Origin of the sequence: Streptomyces sp. NPDC060194 (genome assembly GCF_042728285.1) — a bacterium.
Lineage (GTDB): Bacteria > Actinomycetota > Actinomycetes > Streptomycetales > Streptomycetaceae > Streptomyces.
This window is the reverse complement of sequence record NZ_JBHWZH010000021.1, coordinates 37491-60221: the sequence shown is the minus strand read 5'-3', so window position 1 is coordinate 60221 and position 22731 is coordinate 37491. Positions and strand designations below refer to the sequence as shown.

At 76.1% G+C, this 22731-nt stretch carries 16 protein-coding genes; 8 read left to right on the top strand and 8 right to left on the bottom strand.

Translation table 11 applies throughout. The features are described from left to right. The 3 genes from ACFWEG_RS07340 to ACFWEG_RS07330 form a co-directional block, all read left to right on the top strand. Positions 1 to 1470 (top strand): condensation domain-containing protein (locus ACFWEG_RS07340; protein WP_387210183.1); only part of this gene is annotated, 1470 nt, incomplete at its 5' end. Positions 1471 to 1517: 47 nt separating this feature from the next. Further along, positions 1518 to 2708, top strand: coding sequence for an acyl-CoA dehydrogenase family protein (locus ACFWEG_RS07335; protein ID WP_387210181.1), 1191 nt, complete (start codon positions 1518 to 1520; stop codon positions 2706 to 2708). After that, a complete protein-coding gene (locus ACFWEG_RS07330; protein ID WP_387210179.1) occupies positions 2705 to 3859 on the top strand; it encodes an acyl-CoA dehydrogenase family protein in 1155 nt (384 codons plus the stop codon). The genes ACFWEG_RS07335 and ACFWEG_RS07330 overlap by 4 nt, the downstream gene beginning before the upstream one ends. 162 nt (positions 3860 to 4021) lie before the next feature. Here the strand turns inward: ACFWEG_RS07330 and ACFWEG_RS07325 are convergent, their stop codons facing one another. The 5 genes from ACFWEG_RS07325 to ACFWEG_RS07305 all read right to left on the bottom strand — a co-directional run bounded on the left by ACFWEG_RS07325 (position 4022) and on the right by ACFWEG_RS07305 (position 12618). Next, positions 4022 to 4600: a GNAT family N-acetyltransferase gene (locus ACFWEG_RS07325; protein ID WP_387210177.1), complete on the bottom strand. Its 579-nt coding sequence runs from the start codon at positions 4598 to 4600 to the stop codon at positions 4022 to 4024. Continuing rightward, positions 4600 to 5658 (bottom strand): threonine aldolase family protein, encoded by a 1059-nt coding sequence (locus ACFWEG_RS07320; protein WP_387210175.1) that lies wholly within the window; start codon positions 5656 to 5658, stop codon positions 4600 to 4602. The genes ACFWEG_RS07325 and ACFWEG_RS07320 overlap by 1 nt, the downstream gene beginning before the upstream one ends. Positions 5659 to 5693: 35 nt before the next feature. Next, positions 5694 to 7073, bottom strand: coding sequence for a serine hydroxymethyltransferase (gene glyA, locus ACFWEG_RS07315; protein ID WP_387210173.1), 1380 nt, complete (start codon positions 7071 to 7073; stop codon positions 5694 to 5696). A gap of 223 nt (positions 7074 to 7296) precedes the next feature. After that, a complete protein-coding gene (locus ACFWEG_RS07310) occupies positions 7297 to 10617 on the bottom strand; it encodes an amino acid adenylation domain-containing protein (RefSeq protein ID WP_387210171.1) in 3321 nt (1106 codons plus the stop codon). A gap of 84 nt (positions 10618 to 10701) precedes the next feature. Then, the gene (locus ACFWEG_RS07305) at positions 10702 to 12618 is read right to left on the bottom strand and encodes a BTAD domain-containing putative transcriptional regulator (protein ID WP_387210169.1); all 1917 of its coding nucleotides are present in this window, start codon (positions 12616 to 12618) and stop codon (positions 10702 to 10704) included. A gap of 198 nt (positions 12619 to 12816) precedes the next feature. Between ACFWEG_RS07305 and ACFWEG_RS07300 the strand changes: the two genes are divergently transcribed. Further along, positions 12817 to 13038, top strand: coding sequence for a hypothetical protein (locus ACFWEG_RS07300; protein WP_387210167.1), 222 nt, complete (start codon positions 12817 to 12819; stop codon positions 13036 to 13038). Positions 13039 to 13678: 640 nt separating this feature from the next. Here ACFWEG_RS07300 and ACFWEG_RS07295 read toward each other — a convergent pair. Further along, the gene (locus ACFWEG_RS07295) at positions 13679 to 16660 is read right to left on the bottom strand and encodes a BTAD domain-containing putative transcriptional regulator (protein WP_387210165.1); all 2982 of its coding nucleotides are present in this window, start codon (positions 16658 to 16660) and stop codon (positions 13679 to 13681) included. A gap of 179 nt (positions 16661 to 16839) precedes the next feature. Continuing rightward, a complete protein-coding gene (locus ACFWEG_RS07290) occupies positions 16840 to 17310 on the bottom strand; it encodes a MarR family winged helix-turn-helix transcriptional regulator (protein WP_387210163.1) in 471 nt (156 codons plus the stop codon). A gap of 327 nt (positions 17311 to 17637) precedes the next feature. Here ACFWEG_RS07290 and ACFWEG_RS07285 point away from each other — a divergent pair, with 327 nt between their 5' ends. The 4 genes from ACFWEG_RS07285 (at position 17638) to ACFWEG_RS07270 (ending at position 21936) form a co-directional block, all read left to right on the top strand. Further along, complete coding sequence (locus ACFWEG_RS07285; protein ID WP_387210161.1) at positions 17638 to 18171, top strand: PadR family transcriptional regulator; 534 nt, start codon at positions 17638 to 17640, stop codon at positions 18169 to 18171. Further along, positions 18168 to 18893 carry an ABC transporter ATP-binding protein gene (locus tag ACFWEG_RS07280; RefSeq protein ID WP_387210159.1) on the top strand — a complete coding sequence of 242 codons (726 nt, stop codon included), beginning with the start codon at positions 18168 to 18170 and terminating at the stop codon, positions 18891 to 18893. The genes ACFWEG_RS07285 and ACFWEG_RS07280 overlap by 4 nt, the downstream gene beginning before the upstream one ends. Further along, positions 18883 to 20289, top strand: a complete 1407-nt coding sequence (locus ACFWEG_RS07275; RefSeq protein WP_387210157.1) for an ABC transporter permease — start codon at positions 18883 to 18885, stop codon at positions 20287 to 20289. Before ACFWEG_RS07280 ends, ACFWEG_RS07275 begins: the two co-directional genes overlap by 11 nt. 156 nt (positions 20290 to 20445) lie before the next feature. Beyond that, positions 20446 to 21936, top strand: coding sequence for a hypothetical protein (locus ACFWEG_RS07270; RefSeq protein ID WP_387210156.1), 1491 nt, complete (start codon positions 20446 to 20448; stop codon positions 21934 to 21936). Positions 21937 to 21991: 55 nt separating this feature from the next. On the opposite strand, the gene ACFWEG_RS07265 is transcribed toward ACFWEG_RS07270, so the two are convergent. Next, positions 21992 to 22528: an HNH endonuclease gene (locus tag ACFWEG_RS07265; RefSeq protein ID WP_387210155.1), complete on the bottom strand. Its 537-nt coding sequence runs from the start codon at positions 22526 to 22528 to the stop codon at positions 21992 to 21994. Positions 22529 to 22731: the final 203 nt, after the last annotated feature.

Here is a 22731-nt window from a genome sequence, read left to right as displayed (position 1 = left end):
CGCGCGCGCCCCGCGCGGCCGGAGGGGGGGCGGGTTTGGGCGCGGTTGCTGCGGCCCGCGGGGGCGCCGGTGCCCGCGCGGCCGGGGCCGCGGGCGGGTACGGGGCCGGTTCCGGCCACCGCCCTGCAGGCGCGGTTGTTCGCGCGGGAGCGGGCGGGGCAGGGCGCGGGCGGCACCGGATCGCACGCGGTACGGCTCACGGGCCGCCTCGACGAGGGCCGGCTGCGGGACGCGCTGACGGCCGTCCTGGCCCGGCACGAGGCGCTGCGGTCCCGGATCGTCGACGCGCCGGACGGCGGACCGGGGGCCGCAGGTCCCTCGCTCCACGGTCAGGTGGCCGGAGCACCCGTCGCCGCCGGTCCGGCGGGCGGCGGGCAGGCGTCGGTCGGCACGCGGCCGCTCCTCGTCGTGGACGGTGAGCCGTGCCTGCGGTTGACCCGCACGGATCTGTCGCTGCATTCCGAGCGGGCGCGGGAGGAGGCCGTGGCGCGGCACGTCGAGGAGAATGCGGCGGCGGAGTTGTCGCTGGCCGCCGGGCGGACCAGCGCGTTCCGCTTGCTGCGGCTCGGGCGGGACGAGCACGTGCTGGTGCTGGCCTCGCACCTCGCGGTGTTCGACGGGTGGTCGTCCGGGGTGTTCCTCGGGGACCTCGCGGCGGCCTACCGGGAGGGCCCCGTCAGCCTCCCGGCGCCGGAGCTGCAGTTCCCCGACCACGCCGACTGGCAGCGGCGGTGGCTCGCCTCCGCCGAGGGGGCGGGCGAACTGGCCCGCACGCGGGCGGAGTTCACGCACAGCCCGCCCGCACCGCGCGCGGCCCGCTTCGAGCGGGGCGTGCTACCGGTCCGCATGGACCGCTCCCCCGGCAGCGCCCTGCACACCGGGCTCGCGCTCGGCGCCGCGGAGGGCGCGACCCCGTTCATGACGCTGGTCGCCGCCCTCGCCGTGGTCCTGGCCCGCCGGGACGGCAACTCGCACGCGGTCGTCGGCACCCCGGCCGCGGGCCGGTTCGCCGGGCAACTGGAGGGAGCGGTCGGCCAGTTCACCACCGTGGTTCCGATCGGTGTCGACCTCTCCGGCGGCCCCACGTTCACCGGCCTCCTGCACCGCACCCGTACGGCCGTCGCCGAGGCGCTCAGCCGCCAACGGCTCCCCTTCGACGAGCTGTTCCCCGCCGGCGCCCAGCCGTACGGGGTCCTGTTCGCCCTCCACAACTACCCCGCCGTCCCCCTCGGCCTGCCCGGGATCGAGGTGGGCCAGCTGCCCGGGCCGCCCGCGCGCCACCTGGAGCTGTACAGCCCCGACCCCGCGGCGACGCTCGCCTGCGTCGGCCTCGTCGAGCGGGACGGCGGGATCGGCGGCACCGCCGAGTTCAACCGCGCCGCGGCCGGTCCCGAGGACGTGACCGCGCTGCTCACCGGGATCGAGGACGTCCTCGCCGTGGCCGCGGCGGCCCCGGGAGCCGTCCTCTGACCCCGCCGACCCCCACCGCGCCCCCGACGAGACCGAAGGAGTCACCGTTGCTCACCACCGAGTTCTACCGGGCCCCCGCCGACTGCGGGCTCGTGCGCTCCGGCGAGGGCGCGTCGCGCACGCCCATGCGCGCCCTCCGCGAGGAGATCCACGACGTCCTGGTGTCGGCGCCCGTCGCCGCCGCCCGGCGCACCCGCGACCCCCGCCCCGTCCACCGCGCCCTCGGCGAGGCGGGGCTGCTGGCCCCGCAGTGGCCCGAGGAGTACGGGGGCCGCGGCGTCAGCCAGGTCGCCGCCGCCGTCCTCGTCGAGGAGCTGGCGATGCACGACGTGCCCGACCTGCTGCACACCCTGACCGTGCAGATCGTCGGCTCCACCCTCCTCAACGTGGCGAGCCCCGCGATGAAGGCCCGCCACCTGCCCGGCTTCGCCGCCGGCACCGCCTTCGGCTGCGTGCTGTTCAGCGAGCCGCAGGCCGGCTCCGACCTCAACATCCTCTCCACCCGCGCCGTCGCCGACGGCCGCGGCGGGTACAAGCTCTACGGCACCAAGGTCCACTCCCTGTTCGCCGGGCTCGCCGACTACGGCCTGTGCCTGGCCCGCGGCGAGAACGACGCGTTCTCCCTGTTCCTGGTGCCGCTCGCCCAGGACGGCGTCACCATCACCGCCGTCCCCGGCATCATGGACGACGCCTTCCACGAGGTCACCCTCGACGGCGTCGCCGTCACCGCGGACGACGTCGTCGGCGAGATCGGCCAGGGCTGGGCGATCGTCGTCAAGACGCTCGCCTTCGAGCGCACCGGCCTCGACTACTACGTCAAGGCCCTGCGCTGGTACCGCGCCGCCGTCGAGCGCCTGGAGGCGCACACCGACCGGCTGGAGGCCGGCCAGCACGACCAGATCGGGCTCGCCAAGCTCAACGCCCGGCTGCTCGCCGCCGGCACCCTCGTCCGGCGGGTCCTCACCCGCCTCGACCGCGGCGACCTCAACGAGGACGAGGCCGCGGCGGCCAAGTGGTACACCACCGAACTGGCCGCGGAGGTCGCCTGGTGGGCCGCCGAGCTGGACGGCGACCACAGCATGACCCTCGACGACCCCGCCACCGACGGGGTCTCCCATCCACTGGACTCGGCGCTCCGGGAGGCCCCCGGCATGCGGATTTCGGGCGGCACCGCCGAGATGATGCTGGAGACGCTGGCCCGGCTGCGTCTCGACTCAGGGGCGGAGGTACGGCCATGACGACGACACACGGCGCGGACGCGGCGGCGCACGGTTCCGGGACGGCGGCGGGAGGTGTGCGGTCCGCGCCCGAGCGGTGGCGGGAGCGCGAGGACGAGGACTCCCTCTTCCGGCAGCTGCGCCTCACCGTCCGCCAGGGGCTCGACGTCGACGCCGGCACCCCCGCCGGCACCTGGGAGGCCCTCACCGGGGTCGGCGCCTGGGAGTTCGCCCTGCCCATCGGCATGGACGGGCTCGACCTCGGGCACGCCGTCGTCGCCATGGTCTGCGAGGAGGGCGGCAACGCGGTCCAGCCGGTGCCGCTCACCGACACCCTGTTCGCCCTCGACGTGCTCTCCGGGCTCGGCCCGCTGCTCCCCGAGCGGCTGCACGGGCTCCTGGACCGGGTCCGCGACGGGGCCCACCCGGTCGCCGTCCCCGGCCGGTTCCCCGACCCGCGCGGGGTCGTCGCGCCCGGCATCTCCTGGAAGCCCGACGGCGACGGCGTCGTCCTCACCGGCTCCGGCGGCCCCTTCGCCTCCGGGGTCGCCGCCGGCTCGCTCCTCGTCCTCGCCTCCGGGCCGGACGGGCCGTGCGTCGCCCTCGTCGACCTGCCCGCCGACGGCGTCGCCGTCCGCGCCCTGCGCGACCACGGGGGCGGGGCCGTCTCCGGCGTCACCCTCGACGGGGCGCGCGTCCCCGCCGACGCGGTCCTGCTGCGCGGGCTCGCCGCGGAGACCGCGCTCGCCCGGGCCGGGCTCCGCGCGGCCGTCCACCAGTCCGCGCTCCTCGCCGGGCTGACCGCCGCCGCGCTCACCGCGGTCGTCACCCGGATCCGGGCGCGGCGGCAGTTCGGGCAGGCGCTCGTCAAGCACCAGGGGCCGCGGCTGCGGGTCGCGGGGCTGCTCGCCCGGCTCGACGCGGTCCGCTGGGCCGTCGGGGACGCGGCCAAGGACCTCGACGAGGGCCGCCTCCATCCCGGCGAGGCGGCCGGGCTCGTCGCCCTCGTCGCCGAGACGGCGCTCGACGTCACCCGCGACGCGGTCCACCTCCACGGCGCGTCCGGCCTCGTCCGCGACGCCCTCGTCGCCGGCTGCTACCGCCGCGTCGCCTGGGAGGCGCTGCGCTGCGGCCGCCCGACACAGCTGTGGGACATCGCGGCCCACGCGTAGGCCCGGCACACGGAAGGCCCCGCCTCCGAAAGGGGCGGGGCCGACCGTGGTGCTGCACACGCCACCGGCGCACGGAGGCGAAAACATCCAGCCCGGCCGGCGTTTGAGGCCGCGCGGCCGCAGGCCGTGCACGCGCCGCAGGCGCAACAAGGGGCGCGCCGGTCAGGTCAGGTCGCGGCGCATGATCCAGCGGTGGCGCTTGTCGCTCTTCGCCTCGGTGCGGCGCACCCGCACGAAGCCGTTCCGCTCGAACATCTCCATCGTGCCGACGTAGGCGAGCGTGGGGTTGACCCGGCCCCCCTCGGGGTCGACGGGGTACCCCTCGACCGCGGGCGCGCCGTGCGCGCGGGCGTGCTCGACCGCGCCCTCCAGGAGGTCGGAGGCGACCCCCTTCCCGCGGAACTCCGCGCGCACGACGAAGCACGTCACGGACCACACCGGCAGGTCGTCGACCTCCGGGATGGTCCGCGAGGCCGCCAACCGGTCCAGGGACTTGCGGGGAGCGACGTTGCACCACCCGGCGACGGCCCCGTCGAGGTAGCCGAGGACCCCGGGCGCGGGCTCCTCGGCCGCGAGGGACTTCAGATGAGCGCCCCGCTCCTCCGCGGACAGCCGCCCGTACTCCCCCGTGGACAGCCGCCACGCCATGCACCAGCAGGTGTGCTTGCTGGGCCTCGGCTGCAGGACGGCCCGCACGTCGTCCCAGCGCTCGGCGGTCGCCGGCAGAACTTCCCAACTCATCAGGCTGCTTCACTCTCTTCGTTCGGAACGGGTACGGCCGCGCCCATGAGCGCGGCCAGGACCCCCGCGGCCCGCCGGCAGTCCCGCCGCCCGACACCCAGGTGGGTGACGAGCCGGACGAGCCGCGGCCCGGGGGCGGTGACCAGTACTCCCTCCTCGGCCGCCCGCCGCACGACGGCCCCCGCGTCGGGGGTGTCGACGAGGACGATGTTGGTCTCGCGGGGCCGCACCGCACAGCCGGCGTCCCGCAGGACGCCGGCGAGCAGCGCGGCGTGGTCGTGGTCGTGGGCGATGCGGTCGAGGTGGTGGTCGAGCGCGTGCAGCCCCGCCGCGGCGAGGATTCCGGACTGCCGCATCCCGCCCCCGAGCCCGTGACGCAACGACCGTGCGCGCGGCAGGAGTTCGGCGGAGGTCAGCAGCACGGACCCGACGGGCGCGCCCAGCCCCTTGGAGAGGCAGACGGCGAGCGTGTCGGCGACCGGGGCCCCGTACTCTCCCAGGGGCACCCCGGTCGCCGCGTGCGCGTTCCAGATCCGCGCGCCGTCGACGTGGACGGCGATCCCGGCGCCGGCGGTGAGCCGGCGGATCGCGCGCAGGGCGGCCACCGGGTACACGGTCCCGCCCGCCCGGGTGTGGGTCTGCTCCAGCGCGACCGCGCGGGTGCCGATCGTGTACGCGTTGCCGGGCCGCAGCACCCGCTCCAGGGCGGGGACGGTGAGCAGCCCCCGCCGGCCCGTGACCGTACGGGTCTGGATGCCGCCGTAGCGGGCCGGCGAGCCCTCCTCGTGGGCCAGGACGTGCGCCTCGCTGTCGCAGACGAGTTCCTGGCCGGGGTCGAGGAGGAGCCGCAGGGCGATCTGGTTGGCCATCACCCCGGACGGGGTGAACAGCCCGCCGCCGAAGCCGAAGACCCCGGCGAGCCGCTCCTCCAGGGCCCGGACGGTGGGATCCTCACCGAACAGGTCGTCACCGACCTCGGCGGTGGCCATCGCGCGGCGCATGGCCGGCGTGGGGCGGGTGACGGTGTCGCTGCGCAGGTCGACGAGGTCCGCGGTCATGGGTGGGGGTCAACTCCTCTTCTCGGGCGCGCGGTTCACGCGAGGTACCCCGGCAGCGGGTGCCGCGCGCACAGCTCGTCGACGCGGGCCCGGGCGGCCGAGCGGACGGCGGGCGGCAGGACGCCGGAGCCGGCCCGCAGCGCGTCGAGGACGTCCGCGACGAGGTCCGCGCACGCCCCGGCGGCGGTGCGGTCCATGCCGCGCGCGGCCAGGGTGTTGCTGCCCAGGCGCAGCCCGCCGGTGGTGCGGACGGGGGTGGTGTCGCCGGGGACCCGGTTGCGGTTGACGATGATCCCGCAGGACTCCAGGGCCTGTTCGGCGACGTCGCCGGTGAGCCCGGTGGGGCGCAGGTCGATGAGGACCATGTGGGTGTCGGTGCCGCCGGTGACCAGCGGCAGGCCGCGCGCGGAGAGGCGTTCCGCGATGGCGTGGGCGCCGTCGGCGAGCCGCTTGGCGAGCTCCGCGAAGTCGGGGCCGGCGACGAAGTCGAGGGCGCGGGCCTTCGCGGCGATCGAGGCGAGGTCCGGGGTGCCCTGGGTGAAGGGGAAGACGGCGCGGCGCATCGTCGAGGCGAGCGTGCCGCGTTCGGGGCCCGAGGAGCGGGCGTCGCGGCCGAGCAGGATGAGGCCGCCGCGGGGGCCGTAGAGCTGCTTGTAGGTGCTGGTGGTGGTGATGTGGGCGTGGTCGATCGGGCTCGGGTGGAGTCCGGCGGCGACCAGGCCGGCGATGTGGGAGATGTCGGCGAGGAGGTAGGCGCCGGTCTCGTCGGCGATCTCGCGGAAGCGGGCGAAGTCGATGGTGCGCGGGTAGGCGCTGGCGCCCGCCACGATCAGCTTGGGCGAGTGGGCGAGGGCGAGGTCGCGGATGCGGTCGTAGTCGAGGAGGCCCTCGCGGGTGAGGCGGTAGCCGACGGCGTTGTAGTAGCGGCCGCTGACGGAGGCGGGCGAGCCGTGGGTGAGGTGGCCGCCGCAGTCGAGGTCGAGGCCGAGCAGGGTGTCGCCGGGGGCGAGCAGCGCGGTGAGCACCGCGAGGTTGGCCGAGGAGCCGGAGTGCGGCTGGACGATCGCGTCCTGAGCGCCGAACGCGGTCTTCGCGCGGTCGATCGCGAGCCGCTCGATGTCGTCGGCGACCGAGCAGCCCGCGTGGTAGCGACCGCCCGGGTATCCCTCGGCGGTGAGGTTCCCGAGCGCGCTGCCGCCGCAGGCCAGCACCGAGGGGTCGGCGACGCTGGACGCGGCGACCATCATCAGCGTGCTGTGCTGCCGGGCCGCCTCCCGGTTCAGCAGGTCGTACAGCGTCGCGTCGGCTCTCCTCAGCCGCGCGGCGGCGCTCCCGGCGAACGTGACGAGATCGGGCCCGTACGGCCGGGCGACGGCGGCCGGGGCGATCGGCGGTGCGGGCAGGGTCGTGGTCATGGCAGTCCCCTCGTGGATTTCCTGGAGTGGTCGGTGGGACCCGGTCGCCGCGGACGGTGCGACCGGGGTGGCGCCGTGCGGTCGGGGCCGGGCCGGTTCGCGGCCGCTGCCCCGGCGGTGGGCGCCGGACCGGCCCGGGTGACGGGCCTGCCGGTCGCGTGGTCGGCGTGCCGGTCGGGCGGGGGCGCCGGGGCCGGTTCACGGCCGGGCCCCCGCACCGCGGTCACGCGTCCGCGGGGTCCTCCTCCGGCAGCTCGCCCGACGCGAGGGCCTCCGCCGCCGCCCGCGCCTCGGCTCCGTGCTCCTCGTCCGCGGCGATGCGGGCGGCGAGTTCGGCGACGACCGGGGTGCGGAAGACGGTCTTGACCGGCACGGGGACGCCGAGCAGGTCCTGGAGGAGGCCGGCGAGCCGGGTGCCGCTGAGCGAGTCGCCCCCGAGGCGGAAGAAGTTGTCCCCGGGCGCGACCTGGTCGATGCCGAGGATGTCGGCGACGGCCGCGCACAGCACCAGCTCCAGCGGGTCGCCCGGTACGTCCCCGGCCGCGTCCGCGGCGGTGTCGTCGGCGGCCTGCCGGGTGCCGGCGGTGTCGGCGAGTCCGAGCCGGTCGACCTTGCCGTTGCGGGTCAGCGGCAGCTCGTCGAGGACGGTCAGGGCGGCGGGGACCATGTACGTGGGCAGCTGCTCGGAGAGCCGGGCGAGGATCTGCTCGCCGGTCGCGTCCCCGCCGGGCACGGTGACGTACGCGTGCAGCCGGCGCACGCCGTGCGCGCTGGCCGGGGCGACGACGACCGCCGTGGTGACCCGCTCGTCCTGCCGCAGCGCCGCCTCGATCTCACCGAGCTCGATCCGGTGGCCCTGGATCTTCACCTGGAAGTCGTCGCGGCCGAGGATCTCGATCGACCCGTCGGGCAGGTAGCGGCCCAGGTCGCCGGTCAGGTAGGCGCGTTCGCCGGTCTCCGGCAGGTGCACGAAGCGGTCCCGGGTGCGCTGCTCGTCGCCGAGGTAGCCGAGCGCGAGCCCGACGTCGCTGGCGACGGCCATCTCGCCGACGACCCCCAGCGGCCGCTCCCGGGCGGTCGCGTCGACGACGTAGTAGTGCTGGTTGGTGATCGGCGTGCCGTAGGGGATGCTCGTCCACCGCGGGTCGACCTCGCCGATGCGCTGGAACAGCGACCAGCAGATCGTCTCCGTCGGGCCGCCGGAGCCGACGACGTCGATCCGCGGGCTCTGCGCGCGCAGCCGGTCGGGCAGGGTCAGCGGGATCCAGTCGCCGGAGAGCACCGACAGCCTCAGCGACGTGAGCGGCCGTTCCCCCATGCGGCGTTCGCGGGTCTCCGCCTCGCCGACGAGCAGCTCCATCAGGACCGGCACCGAGTTCCACAGCGTGACCCGCTCCGCGGCCACCAGATCGGCCCAGACGTCCGGTTCGGCGTGCTGGAACGGCGGCGGGACGACGACCGTGCCGCCCTGGGTGAGGACGCCGAAGACGTCGTAGATCGACGCGTCGAAGTGCAGGCCCGAGATGGCGAGCAGCCGGTCGGAGGCGTCGACGCCGAACCGCTGGGCGACGTCGCGGATCAGGTTGACGACGCCGATGTGGTCGACCATCACGCCCTTGGGCTCGCCCGTGGAGCCGGAGGTGAAGATGGTGTACGCGAGGTCCGCGGGGATCTGCGCGGTCTCCGGGCGGGTGGCGTCGCCGAGCTCGAAGTCCTGGTCGACGCGGTAGCGGTGGACGTTGGGCGGCCAGGCCAGGCTGCGGTCCAGGCGGGACTGGGTGAGCACCTTGTCCGCGCCGGCGAGCGCGAGCAGTTTCCGCAGGCGCTCCGGCGGCAGCGAGGCGTCGAGCGGGAGGTAGGCGGCCCCGGAGGCGAGGACGCCGTAGACGGCCGCGTACTGCTCCCAGCCCTTCTCCATGACGACGGCGACCAGCTCGCCCGGCTTCGCGCCGTGCTGCCGCAGCCGGCGGCCGATCCGCCAGGCGTAGGCGGCGAGTTCGCCGTAGGAGAGCCGGCGGCCGGCGTCGACGACGGCCTCGGCGTCCGGGGTGCGCTCGGCCTGCGCGGCGAACAGCTCGTGCAGGGTGACGTACGGGATCTGCCCGGCGGTGTCGTTGATCCGGCGGCGCAGCTCGCGCTCGGCGGCGGGGATCAGGTCGAAGCGCCGGGTGCGCAGGCTCTCCGGCTCGTCGAGCAGCAGCCGGACGAGTCCGACGTAGGCCCCGAACGCGGCCTCGGTGAAGCCGGGCGCGAAGGCCCCGTCGACGTAGTCCCAGATGATCCGCAGCTCGCCGCCGAGCTCGCGCAGCTGGACGTCGAGGGAGACCTGCGGGGTCTGCGAGATGGAGTGGATCTCGTGGCCGAGGTCGGTGACCGGGCGGCGGCCGGGGTAGTCGAGCAGGCTGGTGACGACCACGGGCATCCCGGCCTGCGCGCCGGCGCCGTGCAGCCGGGTCAGCTCGCGCAGGACCCGCACGCCGTTGAACGTGCCGTGCGCGGTGTCGCGGCGCAGCTGGTCGCGCAGGGCGTGCGCGCGGTCGAGGAAGGTGGCCCCCGAGCCGTCGACGGCGAGCAGCACGGCGTTGGTGAAGTCGCCGAGGACCGCGCCGATGTCCTCGTGGACCCGCGGCCGGTCGAAGACGGGGTAGTTGAGGGTGAAGTCGTGCTCCTCCGCCCAGCAGCGGACGACCTCGGCGAAGGCGGCGGTGAGCAGCACCGACGGGGTGAGCTCGGCCTGCCGGGCGAGCTCCTGGAAGCGGACCCAGTCGGCGGGGGCGAGGCGGTGCTCGTGCCGTTCGAAGCGGACCTCGCCGTCGCTGCCGGGGCCCGCCGGGAGCGACGGGGCGGGCGGGAGCTGCGGAACGCGGGCCAGCCAGTAGTCCTGGGCGGCGCGGAAGGCGTCGGTGTGGGGCATGGCGTCGGCGCGCCAGCGGGCGTACTCGGCGAACGTGATCCCGGGGGCGGGGAGTTCGGCGTCGGGGTCCTCGTAGAGGTCGATCAGGTCGGGAAAGAGGACCTGGAAGGCGCTGGAGGCGTCGAGGACCTGCAGGTCGATGCCGAGGTGCACCCGGCCGCGCCCGCCGGGCGCCCCGCCGGTGCCGTCCGCCGGGCCGGAGCCGCCCGCGCCGTCCGACCGCTCCGGCAGGGTGACGAACCGCAGGTCGAACAGCGGCCAGCTGCCGACCGGGAAGACCCGGTGGCTCATCTCCGCGCGCAGCTCCGCGAGCCGTTCCTCCGCCTGCTCCTCGGTCAGCGCCCGCAGGTCGAGCACCGGCAGGTCGTACGCCGGCGGGTCGGTGAGCACGTGCTGCGTGCCGTCGGTCCGCACCACCGCCCGCAGCATGTCGTGGCGGGCGACGACCCGCCGCCAGGCGGTGGCGAACCGCTGCGGGTCGAGGTCCTCGCGCTCCCACTCGAAGTAGCCGTAGCAGCCGATGCTGCCGAGCTCCACGCCCTCGCCGCGGCCGATCATCAGCGCCTGCTGGGTCTCGGTCATGGGGAAGGGCGCCGCGCTGTCGGCGGGGCCGTGCAAGAGCTCGGTCATCTTCCAACTCCACAAGGGGTGAGGGGGAATACGTCCGGACAGGACTGCCGCTGCCCCGGGCCCGGTGAGTCTGGATCAGGCCGGTTAGCCACCGGTTACGCCCTCGTGCGGCAGCACGGCGGGGGCGGACCCCCCGGCCGGGGGCGGCGCCGGTGGCGGGACCGCGGGCAGCGAGAGCCCGAAGAGCCGGACCAGCGGGTGGAACAGGTAGCAGGGCCGGCCGTACGCGTCCGCGCCGCTGACCTCGACCAGCGCCTCGTCGGCCACCGCTTCCAGGAGCAGTTCGGCGTCCGCCTCGGACAGGCCGAGGAGCGCCGCGGCCCGCTCGGCGGGGAACGGCTCGGGGCCGAGTCCGGCGAGCGCCCCGAAGGCCGCGCGCGGGTCGGGCCCCAGGGCCCGCCAGGAGGCGAGCAGCGCGCCGTGGACGTCCAGGTCGCCCGCGTGCAGCTCGCGCAGCCGGGTGGCGGGGTCGGTCAGCCGGCGGGCGAACCGGTCCGGCGCGTAGTGCGGCCGGGCGGCGATGCGGGTGCCGGCGATCCGCAGCGCCAGCGGGAGCCCGGCGCAGTGCTCGACGATGACGGCCGCCGCCCCGGGCGCGGCGGCGATCCGCTCCGCGCCGGCCGCGGCGGCCAGCAGCCGCAGCGCCGGCCCGTCCGCCAGCGGGTCGAGGGCGACGGTGTGCGCCCCGGCCACGGTGGGCAGCGCGGTGCGGCCGGTGACGAGGACCGCCGGTTCGGGGGTGTTGGGCAGCAGCGGGCCGAGCTGGGCCGCGCTCGCCGCGTTGTCCAGCAGGATGAGCAGCCGCCGGCCGCCGGTGTGCTCGCGGTAGAGGCGCACCAGCTCGTCGGTGTCGTCGGCGACCGCGGGCAGGGCGGGGCCGCCGGGGTGGCCGAGCGCCCGCAGCAGGTAGAGCAGGACCCCGCCGGGCGGCCGCGCGCTGCCGTCGGGCGCGCGCAGGTCGGCGTAGAGCTGCCCGTCGGGGAAGTGGTGCTTGCAGCGGTGCGCGGCGTGCACGCCGAGGGCCGTCTTGCCGATGCCCGCCATGCCGGTCACCAGGACCCGGCGCGGGCGGCCGGGCGCGGCGGCGTCCGGCGCGAGCGCCCGCAGCAGCACGCCGAGTTCGCGCTCCCGGCCGGTGAAGTCGACGGTGTCGGGGGGCAGGATCATCGGCCCCGGCCGGGTGCCGGTCCGGTCGGGGCCGGCGGCGGGCGGGGCGGGCGGCCCGGCGCGCGCCGGGAGCGCGGGGACGCCGCCCGGGCGCGGGAGCCGGACGAGCGTCCCGTCGAGCAGGGCGCGGTAGGCGGCCTGCAGCTCCTCGCCGGGGTCGACGCCAAGCTCCTCGGCGAGGACCTCGCGGCCGTGGTGGTAGAGCCGGATGGCGTCCGCCTGCCGGCCGCAGCGGCACAGCGCGGTCATCAGCTGGCAGCGGATCCGCTCGCGCAGCGGGAACTCGGCGACCAGGCCGGTGAGTTCGACGATGATCTGCTCGTGCCGGCCGAGCGCCAGGTCCGCCGCGACCCGGTGCTCCAGCGTCGCCGCGCGCGCCTCGGACAGGCTCGGCGCCTCGGCGGCGGACAGGTACTCCGTGGTGTTCGCCAGCGGCTGCCCGTTCCAGCGCGCGAGCGCCTCCCGCAGGAGTTCGCCCGCCTTCTCGAATTCCCGCGCGGAAAGCGCCTCCCGGCCCGCGCGGTCGAGATCGCGGAATTCCGTTACGTCGAGTTTCGCATCGCCTATGGCCATGGCATATCCGGGGGGCCTACGATCGATGAGGACGCCCTCGCCGAGTAATTTCCGCAACCGCGAGACGTAGGTGTACAGCTGCGCGCTCACCGTCGCCGGCGGGGCCCACCCCCACAGCAGCCTGCTCAGCCGGTCGTCCGACACCACCTCCCCCCTGGCCAGGAGCAGCGCCGCGAGCACCGTGTGCAGCTTGGTCCCGGAGATCGGCACCCGCCTCCCGTCCCGGCGCACCTCGACCGGCCCGAGCACTCGGAATTCCATGAAAAGCCCCGTTCGAAGCGCGCGCGGACATTCTGCGGGCGACGCTAGAACGGTCCGCTTTCCCCGCGATTTCACGCCGCTTTCACGGCCGCCCCCGCGCGTGAAATCGCCGGGACAAGGGATCGAAAGGGCCTCTTCCTAATGTCCGTGCCACCGCAGAACAGCGGTCACCACGGACCATCCACCAGGGGGAATCCCATGCTCACGTCCACCACCAGAACCGCCCTCTCCGCCCTCGCCCTCCTCGCCGGCCTGACCGCGGCCACCGCGACCCCGGCCGCGACCTCCGTCCTCGCGGACGACATGCCCTGGGGCATCGCCAAGCCCCACACCCCGTCCACCGACGACGACATGCCCTGGGGCGCCACCAAGCCGGTCGGCCCCACGGGCACGGGCACGCAGGACATGCCGTGGGGCTGAGCGGCCGGTAACACGGCGGGCCGGCGAGCGGAGGCGCGAGAACTTCAGCCCGATCGCCGGGCGGTGGCCCACAACGCTCGGCCTGGCCGGCGAGCGGCGACCCACAACGCTCAGCCCGGTCGGCGAGCGGCGACCCACAACGCTCAGCCCGGTCGGCGAACGGCGACCCACAACGCTCAGCCTGGCCGGCAAGCGGAGGCACACGAAGCTCAGCCCGGTCGGCTAGCAGCTGCACAAAAAGCCCAGCCTGTCCGGCTAGCGGCGGCACAATATGCCCGGCCTCGCTGGCGAGCGGAGGCCAAAAAATTCAGCCCGGCCGGCGTTTGAGGCCGCCGGGCGGAGCCCGGTACGCGCGGCGGAGCCGCGAAGCGCCCCTGCGGGGCGGGGGGCCGACGATGGCGCGGGGTACGGTCGCTTGCGCTGGGCACGTGGGGCTGTGCCCACCCTTCCCCAAGCTCTCGGCTTCGCTCGAGCAGGGGATACCCCACTCGCCCTGCGGCACGACGGCCCACAGCAAGCCCCCCTTTCAGCCCGGCCGGCGTTTGAGGCCGCGCGGGCGCAGCCCGTGCACCCGCGGCGGAGCCGCGAGACCCGCGTTGCCCGCCGCCCAAGGCGCCCGCCGCCCAAGGCGCCCGCCGCTCTAGGCCCTCGCGAGGAGCGCCCGCAGCCCCGCCGGGGTGAGGGGAGCCCCCTCCGTCACCGCCGACCGCAGGCGGAGGACCCGCTCGCGCCACGGCTGCGCACCCACCTCACCCAGCGCCGCATGGGCCCGCTCGAACCGCCCGGCCGCGTCGGCCGACCGCCCGTGGAGCGCGTCGACGCACCCGAGGTCCGTCTCGACCCGGGCGAACAGGTACCGGTCGGCCAGCTCCTCGGTGATGTCGAGCGCCTGCGTCAGCGTCCGCTCCGCCGCGGGGAGCAGCCCCTGGCTCCACTGCGTCTCCCCGAGCCCCCGCAGCGCGTGCGCCTCCCCGACCCGGTCCCCCTCCTTGCGGGCCAGCTGCAGCACCTCCAGGAAGGACTCCGCCGCCTCGTCGAACCCGCCCGCACGCAACCGCACCTCCGCGAGCCGGTACACACTCTGCGTCTCGGCCCGCACGGACCCGGCCCGCCGGCTGAGCGCGACCGCCTCGACGGCCAGCGGCAGGGCCTGCTCCACCCGCCCCCGGTCCAGCTCGATCTGCGCGAGGTACCCCAGCAGGTGCGCCTGGTTGCGCGTGTCCCCCGCCGCGGAGAACCCGTCGAGCGCGGCCCGGCAGTGCTCCAACGCCCGCTCCCAGTCGCCCTGCAGCCGCGCGCACATGGCGAGGTTGCGCTCGGCGAGCGCCGCGCCGTGCAGGTCGTCGGTACCGCGCAGCAGCCGCAGCGCGGCGACGTTCCACCCCTCGGCCTGCTCGTAGCGCCGCTGGTAGATGGCGAGCGACCCGAGCAGCCGGAGCATCGTCGCCTCGCCGGCCCGGTCGCCCGCCCGCCGCGCGGAGGCGAGCGCGGCGTCGGCGCAACGCTGCCAGTCCTCCAGGTAGTTGCGCGTCTCGAAGTGCGGGACGGCGCTCTCGGTGAGCGCCCAGGCGAACCGCGGCCGGCCGGTCTCCGCCGCGTGCACGACGACGTCGGCGACCGGCGCCCGCTCGGACTCGAACCACTCGAGCGGCGCGGCGAGCAGCTCGTCGGCCGTGCCGCGCAGGAAGTCCGGCGCCGGCTCGGCGGCCCGCCCGACGGGGAACTCCCGTCCGTCGAGCCGCCGGTGGGCCTCCTCCGCCAGCCACAGCCACGCGGCGAAGGTGCGCTCCAGCGCCGCGTCGCAGTCGTCGGCGGACTCGTCGGCCTCCGCGCGCTCGCGGGCGAAGAGCTGGAGCAGGTCCTGGAACCGGTAGCGGGCCGCCCGGCCGGCGACCGGCTCGACGGCCTCCAGGAGCTGCGCGTCGACGAGCTGGTCGAGCAGCTCCTCCGCCTGCCACACCGTGGTCTCGACGGTCGCGGCGGCCGCCCACGCGGCGAAGTCCGGCGTGCGCAGCAGCCCGAGCCGCCGGTACATCCGGGCGGCCTCCGGCGACAGGTCGCGGTAGGTGAGCCGGAAGCCGGCCCGTACCCCGCCGCCCTCCGGGCTCAGCTCGTCCAGTCGCCGCCGCTGGTCGCGCAGCCGCTCGACCAGTCCGCGCACGCTCAGCCCGGGCTTCGCGGCCAGCCGCGCGCCGGCGATGCGCAGCGCGAGCGGCAGGCAGTCGCAGAGCGCGCTGAGCTGTTCGAGGGCGACCGGGTCGCTGCCGAACCGGTCCGCGCCCGCGATCTTGGTGAGCAGGGTGGTGGCCTCGGCGGGCGGCAGGACCCGCAGCCGCAGCCGCAGCGCGGTGTAGTCGTCGGTGACGTCGTCCAGCGCCTCGCGCCCGGTGGCGATGACGACGCTGCGGCCGCCGCCGGGCAGCAGCGGCCGCAGTTGGGCGAACGAGCGGACGTTGTCGAGGACGATGAGCATCTTGCGGGTGCTGAGCAGGCTGCGGAAGAGCGCCGCGCGCTCGTCGGACTCCTCGGGGATCTGCGGGGCGGGGGTGCCGAGCGCGCGCAGGAAGCGGTCGAGGACGGCGGCGGGCGAGACGGGCGCGGTCTCCTCGTCGAAGCCGCGCAGGTCGGCGAAGAGCTGCCCGTCGGGGAAGCGCTCGGCGGCCTGGCTCGCCCAGTGGACGGCCAGCGCCGTCTTGCCGACCCCGCCCACCCCGGCGATCGTCGCCAGGGTCGGGGCGTGCCGCAGGTACGGCTCGTTCAGCAGCCGGTCGAGCGCGGCGAGTTCGGGCTGCCGGCCGGTGAACCTCTGGACGTCGGCCGGGAGTTGGGCGGGCACGGTGCGCTCGGAGACGGTGACGGCGGGCGGCGGCTGGGCGGCGGGCGGCCGGGACAGCTCGGGCGAGTCGCGCAGGATCAGGTCGTGCAGCTGCTGGAGGGCGGGGCCGGGGTCGATGCCCAGCTCCTCGTTGAGCAGGCGGCGGCCCTGCCGGAAGACGTCGAGCGCCTCGGCGCGCTGCCCCGAGCGGTACAGGGCGAGCATCAGGTGCTCGCGGCACTGCTCGCGCAGCGGGTGGCGGGCGACCAGTTCACCGAGCTCCCCCGTCAGCACCCGGTGCCGGCCGAGCTCCAGCATCAGACCGGCCCGCTCCTCGACGAGGTCGAGCCGCAGTTGTTCGAGCCGGGCCGCCTCCGCCTCGATCCGCTCCCCCGACAGCTCGTCGAGCGCGGCACCCCGCCAGGTGCTGAGCGCCTCCTCCAGGAGGGCGCAGGCGTCCTCGGCCCGGCCGTGCCGCGCGGCGTCCCGCCCGCGCTCGGCGGCCTGGTGGAACTCCACGACGTCGATGCGGTGTTCGCCGCTGGACAGGACGTAGCCGGGCGGCGAGGTCAGGAGCAGGCCGTCCTCGCCGGTCTCCTTGAACGTCTTGCGCAGGGTGGCGACGCAGATGGCGATCTGGTTTCGCGCAGTCGCGGGCGGGCACTCGGGCCACACGGCGTCGACGAGGGTGTCGACCGAGACGATCCGGTCGGCGGACAGGAGCAGCATCGCGAGGACGGTGGACTGGCGGCGGCCCTTGATGCGGACCGTCGCCCCGTCGGCCTGCACGAGCAACGGGCCGAGCATTCTGAAGACTAACTGGTTCAAAGGTCCCCCCGATACGACCGACCGAGGCCGGCGGTCGTGCCCGTCCGACAACGAGATAGTGCGGTATCAGCAGCAGTTCCTTGGTGCGGAGAGGCGAGTTCCGGCCTCCGTGGGGCCTGGTGCCGGACGGTCCGCGTCCGCGGGCCGCCCCGGCCGGCTCAGGGCCGCTCGTGCGGGTCGGGCGCGGCGTGCGGGGCGACGGCGGCCAGCGCCCGCGACAGCTCGCCGAGGACGCCGGTGACCCTGCGGAACTCCTCCGCCCCGCCCAGTTCCCCGCACAGCCGGCGGGCGAGCTCCGTGTGGCCGGGGTCGATCCCGCGCAGCACCGCCGCGCCGGCCTCGGTGGCGGCCAGCAGCCTGGCCCGCCGGTGGGCGGGGTTGTCGCGGTAGCCGGCGAGCCCCCGCCCGACCAGCAGGTCGGCGACGCGCTGCACGCTCTGCCGGGTGAGGCCGAGCAGCCGGGCGACGGCGGACACGGACCGCGGCTCGGCCCGTATCGCGTGCAGGATCTGCCACTGGGCCGCGGTCAGGCCGGCGTCCAGGGTCAGCCGGTTCAGCTCCGCGGTGAACCGGGCGTGGAGATGGAGCACCGCGAGTGCGGAGCGGCTGAGGGCGTCCGCGGAGGCCACAGCCGACCGCGTCTCCCCTCCGGATGTCGCCACGCGCACAACGGCCCCCTCATGCGGCAGTCGGTGCGCTCCGCCCGAAGGACCCCCGGCACACCGGCTTTGCAACTCCTTTAGCTGCTGCACCGTACAGGTGGCCGAACGCGCTGTCCATGATGGGTGTGATGACCGGAATGCCTGATTCCGGTTGTGCGGGCGGTGACGCCGCCTGCGCAAGGCGCGATCCGGCCGTTCGCGAACGGAGCCCCCGGCCCCCACATCCCGACCCACCGACACCTTTTCCGCGCCGACTATTCACTCCGTACATACACGCGGTGTATACTGAGCCGCATGAGTACCCGTCATGTGCTCCTCGGGCTGCTCGCCGACGGTCCGCGCCACGGCTACGACCTCAAGCGGCGGCACGACGAGCGCTTCCCGCAGGCCCGCCCGCTGGCGTACGGGCAGGTGTACACCACCCTCCAGCGCCTGGTCAGGGACGGTCTCGCCGAGGTCGACGGCACGGAGTCCGACGGCGGTCCCGAGCGCACCCGCTACCGGTCCACACCGGCCGGGGGCGCCGAACTCGCCGCGTGGATCGGCGAGACCGCCGCCCCGACGCCGTTCGTCGCGAACGAGATCTTCGCCAAGGTGGTCGTCGCGATCCTGACCGGCGCCGACCCCGCCGCGTACCTGGCCGCCCAGCGGGCGGCCCACCTGGCCCGGATGCGGCAGCTCACCGCGACCAAGACGGACCCGGCGGCCGCCCTGGCCACCGTCCTGTCCGCCGACTACGCCCTCACCCACCTCGACGCCGACCTGCGCTGGATGACCACCGCCGCGGACCGGCTCGCCTCACTGACCCAGGAGGTCGGCTCGGCATGAGTCTGCTGATCGCCCGCGCTCTGCGGAAGTCCTACGGCCGCACCCCGGCCCTGCGGGGTGCCTCGCTCGCCCTCGGCCCCGGCGAGATCCTCGCCGTCACCGGGGCGAGCGGCAGCGGCAAGTCCACGCTGCTGCACTGCCTCGCCGGCATCCTCACGCCCGACGAGGGCACGGTCCTCTTCGCGGGCGACCGCCTCGACTCCCTCGACGAGTCCCGCCGCTCGGCGCTGCGCCGCAGCGACTTCGGGATCGTCTTCCAGTTCGGCCAGCTGATCCCGGAGCTGACCGCTCTGGACAACGTCAGCCTGCCGCTGCTGCTGGCCGGTGCGTCGCGGGGGGACGCACGGGCCGCGGCCGGGGAGTGGCTGGAACGGTTCGGTGTCCGGGGGCAGGGGGAACTGCGCCCGGGCGAGATGAGCGGCGGCCAGGCCCAGCGGGTCGCCACGGCCCGCGCGCTGGTCACCGGCCCGCGGATCGTCTTCGCCGACGAGCCGACCGGCGCCCTCGACTCGCTCGCCGGCGAGCAGGTGATGACCGCCCTGGTGCACGCGGCGCGCGAGTCGGGTGCGGCGGTGGTCCTCGTGACCCACGACGCGCGGGTGGCGGCGTACGCGGACCGGGAGGTCCGGGTGGTGGACGGCCTGGTCGAGGGGGACGCGACGGGTCCGTCGGACGCGTCGGTCTCCGCCTCCGTTGCGGTGGAGGCGCGTCGTGAGAGCTGAGCTGAAGGCGTCCGCGCGTCCGGGCCGGATCACGGCCCTGCGGGCGGACACCAGGCTGACGTTCCTCCTGGTCCGCGGCTCCGACCGGCGGGAGTGGTGGCGGGTCGGGTTCACGGGGGTCGGGGCGATGCTCGCGACGCTGTGCGCGGCGGGGGCGGTGACCCTGGCGGCGATCCGGGGACAGGTGAGCATCCCGTACGTGCACGGTCTGCTGGACCAGCCCGGGCAGCGCGCGGGGGCCGTGATCGCACTGCTGCTCCTGCTCGTCCCGGTCCTCGGCTTCCTCGGGCAGTGCGCCCGGATCGGCGCCGTGCACCGCGACCGGCGACTCGCCGGTCTGCGGCTCGCGGGTGCCACACCGGGCCAGGTCCGGCGGATCGCCGCCCTGGAGGCGGGGCTCGCGAGCCTCGCCGGCGCCCTGGCGGCGGCGCTGCTCGCGCTGGTCGGGCTCCTGGCGATCGGCCACACCCCCTGGCCGCTCGCCTGGATCGGCTACGCGCTGCTCGTGCCGGGCATCCCGCTCGCCGTCGGCCTGGTGACCGCCGCAGCCCTGCGCCGGGTGGTCGTCTCCCCGCTCGGCTGGGTGCGGCGCATCCGGCCCGCGTACGGCCGCCGGGCCCTGCTGACGATCGTGGTGCCGATCGTGACCGTCGCCCTGGTCACCGGTCTGGTGCCGCTCGTGGTGCGCGACGGCCGGAACGCGTACGACCTGACATCGGCCCTGGTCCCGGTCGGCGTCATCGGCCTGGTGCTGCTGGTCGGAGCGGCCGCGCTCGCCCTCTCCGGCGGCGCGGCCCGGATCGTCGGCCGCCGGCTGGGGGCCCGCACCAGGAGTCCCGCCGTGCTGATCGCGGCCGGCCGCCTGGAGGCCGACCCCTGGGCCGCGGCCCGCACGCACGCGGTGCTCGTCCTCGTGGCGCTCGTCGGCACCGCGTTCATGGGGGTGCGCGAGGTACTGCTCGCCTCGCTCGGGGCGCAGGAGCACCTTGGGGAGAGCAGGGCCTTCTACACCACCGGCATCGACCTGACCGGCGCCGGCATCCTGCTCGCCCTGCTGATCGGCCTCGCCGCGCTCGCGGTCGGCACGGTCGAATCCCTGGCGGGCCGCCGCCGCGGACTCGCCGCCCAAAGCGCCGCCGGAGTGCCGCGCGCGGTGCTGGGACGGGCCGTCCTCCTGGAGACCGCGCTCCCGCTCGCCCCCGCCGTCCTCCTGGCCGGGACCGTCGGACTCGCCGTCCAGGGCTGGTACGCCGGCCTGACCGGCGACGGGGCCGGCAGCCGCCTGCCGCCCCTCCTCACCCCGGTCGCCGTCTACGCCGCCTGCCTCCTGGCGACCGCGGCGACCCTCCCCGCCCTCCGCCGCGCCCTGCGCCCGTCGGAGCTCCGCACGACATGACGCGCACACGCCGGGCCCCGGCGGCGGCGTGACGCGGACGTCGCCCTTCCGGGGGCCGGATTCGGTCACACCCCGCGCGCTACCCCCGCCTCCGGGCCCGCGCGGCCCAGGATGGGCCGGGGCCGCGGTGGCCGCCGACGAGGAGGCTCGCGATCCATGCGCACGACGTTCTGGACCCGTCCGGACCCCGCGACCCCCGGAGCGGCGAACGTCCCCGCGGAGGGGGCGCCGGTCGCCCGGGGAGCGGGCGCGCCCCCGGACCGGCCCCGGATCGCGCTGCTCGCCGTCTGCGCCGCCGTGACGCTCCTGTCCGCCGCGCTGGTCCCGCTGTCCCTGCCGCTGGGCTGGGACGAGCTGGTCTACGCGTCGCGGTTCGCGCCCTGGTCGCACGGGGTGGACGTGCCCTTCCAGGCGCCGCGCACCCGGGGCGTGCCCGGGCTGCTGGCCCCCGTGGCCGCCTGGTCGGACAGCACGGTGCTGCTGCGCGGCTGGCTGGCCCTGCTCGCGGGGGCGTCGCTGTACGCCGGCTTCCGGCCGTGGCTGCGGGTCTTCCCGCACCGGCCGTGGACCGCGCCGCTCGCCGCCGCGGGGTACGGCACGCTGTGGATCACCCTGTTCTACGCCGCGTCGGCGATGCCGAACCACTACACCGCGATGGGCGCGACGGCGGCGACCGCCTGCGTCGTGCGGTGGCTGCGCGGGGAGCGGGCGAGGCGGCTCCTGGCCGGCGCGGGCGCGGGGATCGGCGTCGTCACCCTGATGCGGCCGAACGACGCCGTCTGGGTGGCCGGGCCGCTGCTCCTCGCCCTGCTCCTGCTGCGGCCGCCCGGCGCGTGGAGGGTCGCCGCCGCCCTGGTCGCCGGGGGCGCGGCCGCGGCGGTGCCCTGGCTGGTGGAGTCCTACCTGCGCTTCGACGGCGTACGCGACCGGCTGCGGCTGGCGAGCGCGCAGCAGGGCGACGTCGGTCCGCAGCTGAACCTGGCCCCGCTGCTCACCTCGCTCGACGGGCCGCTCCTGTGCCGCCCCTGCACCGGCGACGAGCTGTTCTGGCCCGCCGCGCTGTGGTGGGTCGCGCTGGCCGCCCTCGCGGTCGCGGGCACCCGGATCGCGGTCCGCGCGGGCGAGCGGACCGCGGCCCTGCTGGCGCTCGCGGTCGCTGGCTCCTCGGCGGTCACCTACGCCTTCCTGCTGTACTACGCCGCCCCGCGCTTCCTGCTCACCACCTACGCCCTGGCCCTGGTCCCCGCCTCGCTCGCCTTCCACGCCCTGTGGCGGGCGGCCCGCGCCCGCGGCCGGGCGGCCGCGGCCCTGGTGGCGGTCGCCGTCGCGGGGCACGTGGCCTTCCAGCTGACGCTGGTGGACGGCCACACCGAGATCCAGCGGGGCGCGCGCGGCGACTGGCCCCGCGTCGCCGGCGCCCTGCGCGAGGCGGGCGTGGGCCCCGGGTGCGTCCTCGGCGGGGACAGCGCCGTGATCCCCCTCGCCTACTGGGCCCGCTGCTCGCCCGCCGCGCACAGCCCCGGCCGCACGCCGGACGCGGTGGTCCTGAAGAACCGCGCGGGCCCGCCGGGCGACGACGACAGGTGGCGCGTCAGCGAGGTGGAGGGCACCTACGACGACCGGTGGCGGATCGCGGTGCCGCGCTGACCCGCGTGGACGCCGATCGCGGTCCGCGCGGCGGGCGGTCCCGCCCCGCGCGGACTCACGCCGAGATGCCGTCGATCCGCGCCAGCGCGTCGTCCGCCCCGTACGGCTGGAGGTAGGGCAGCCAGCGCGGGTCGCGGTGGCCGGTGCCGATGATCCGCCAGGCGAGGCCCTTGGGGGGCGCGGGCTGGTGCCGCAGGCGCCAGCCGAGCTCGATGAGGTGCCGGTCGGCCTTGGTGTGGTTGCAGCGGCGGCAGGACGCCACCACGTTGTCCCAGCGGTGCAGGCCGCCGCGGCTCTTGGGGATGACGTGGTCGACGCTGGTGGCGACGCCCCCGCAGTACGCGCACCGGCCGCCGTCCCTGGCGAAGAGCGCCCGCCGGGTCAGCGGCACGGGCCCCTTGTAGGGCACCCGGACGAAGCGTTTGAGGCGCACCACGCTGGGCGCGGGGACGGACAGGGTCGCACTGTGCACGAGAGCGCCTGATTCCTCCAGGCACACGGCCTTGTTCTCCAGGACGAGGATGAGCGCGCGGCGGAGCGGTACGACGCCGAGGGGCTCGTACGACGCGTTGAGGACCAGGACATGCGGCACGGTGCCTCCTAGGACGCCGGCGGCGCGTGGCTCGCGCCGGGACGATCAGGTCTCAGTCTCCCCTCATGGCTGGTGGAAGCGCCACCACGTCCGGGTAACGGGTCCGAGGTGTTTTGCGACACAGCCGGCGGGCCGCGCCCGGTCAGCGCCGGTGAGCTGTGTCTCTCCGCGCGGAAGCACAACGGGCCGCGCGTGATGCCCCG

Coding starts and splice junctions, on each gene's coding strand:
- ACFWEG_RS07330 (WP_387210179.1), top strand. CDS start 2,705: ATGACGACGACACACGGCGCGGACGCGGCGGCGCACGGTTCCGGGACG.
- ACFWEG_RS07325 (WP_387210177.1), bottom strand. CDS start 4,600: ATGAGTTGGGAAGTTCTGCCGGCGACCGCCGAGCGCTGGGACGACGTG.
- ACFWEG_RS07320 (WP_387210175.1), bottom strand. CDS start 5,658: ATGACCGCGGACCTCGTCGACCTGCGCAGCGACACCGTCACCCGCCCC.
- glyA (WP_387210173.1), bottom strand. CDS start 7,073: ATGACCACGACCCTGCCCGCACCGCCGATCGCCCCGGCCGCCGTCGCC.
- ACFWEG_RS07310 (WP_387210171.1), bottom strand. CDS start 10,617: ATGACCGAGCTCTTGCACGGCCCCGCCGACAGCGCGGCGCCCTTCCCC.
- ACFWEG_RS07305 (WP_387210169.1), bottom strand. CDS start 12,618: ATGGAATTCCGAGTGCTCGGGCCGGTCGAGGTGCGCCGGGACGGGAGG.
- ACFWEG_RS07300 (WP_387210167.1), top strand. CDS start 12,817: ATGCTCACGTCCACCACCAGAACCGCCCTCTCCGCCCTCGCCCTCCTC.
- ACFWEG_RS07295 (WP_387210165.1), bottom strand. CDS start 16,660: ATGCTCGGCCCGTTGCTCGTGCAGGCCGACGGGGCGACGGTCCGCATC.
- ACFWEG_RS07285 (WP_387210161.1), top strand. CDS start 17,638: ATGAGTACCCGTCATGTGCTCCTCGGGCTGCTCGCCGACGGTCCGCGC.
- ACFWEG_RS07280 (WP_387210159.1), top strand. CDS start 18,168: ATGAGTCTGCTGATCGCCCGCGCTCTGCGGAAGTCCTACGGCCGCACC.
- ACFWEG_RS07270 (WP_387210156.1), top strand. CDS start 20,446: ATGCGCACGACGTTCTGGACCCGTCCGGACCCCGCGACCCCCGGAGCG.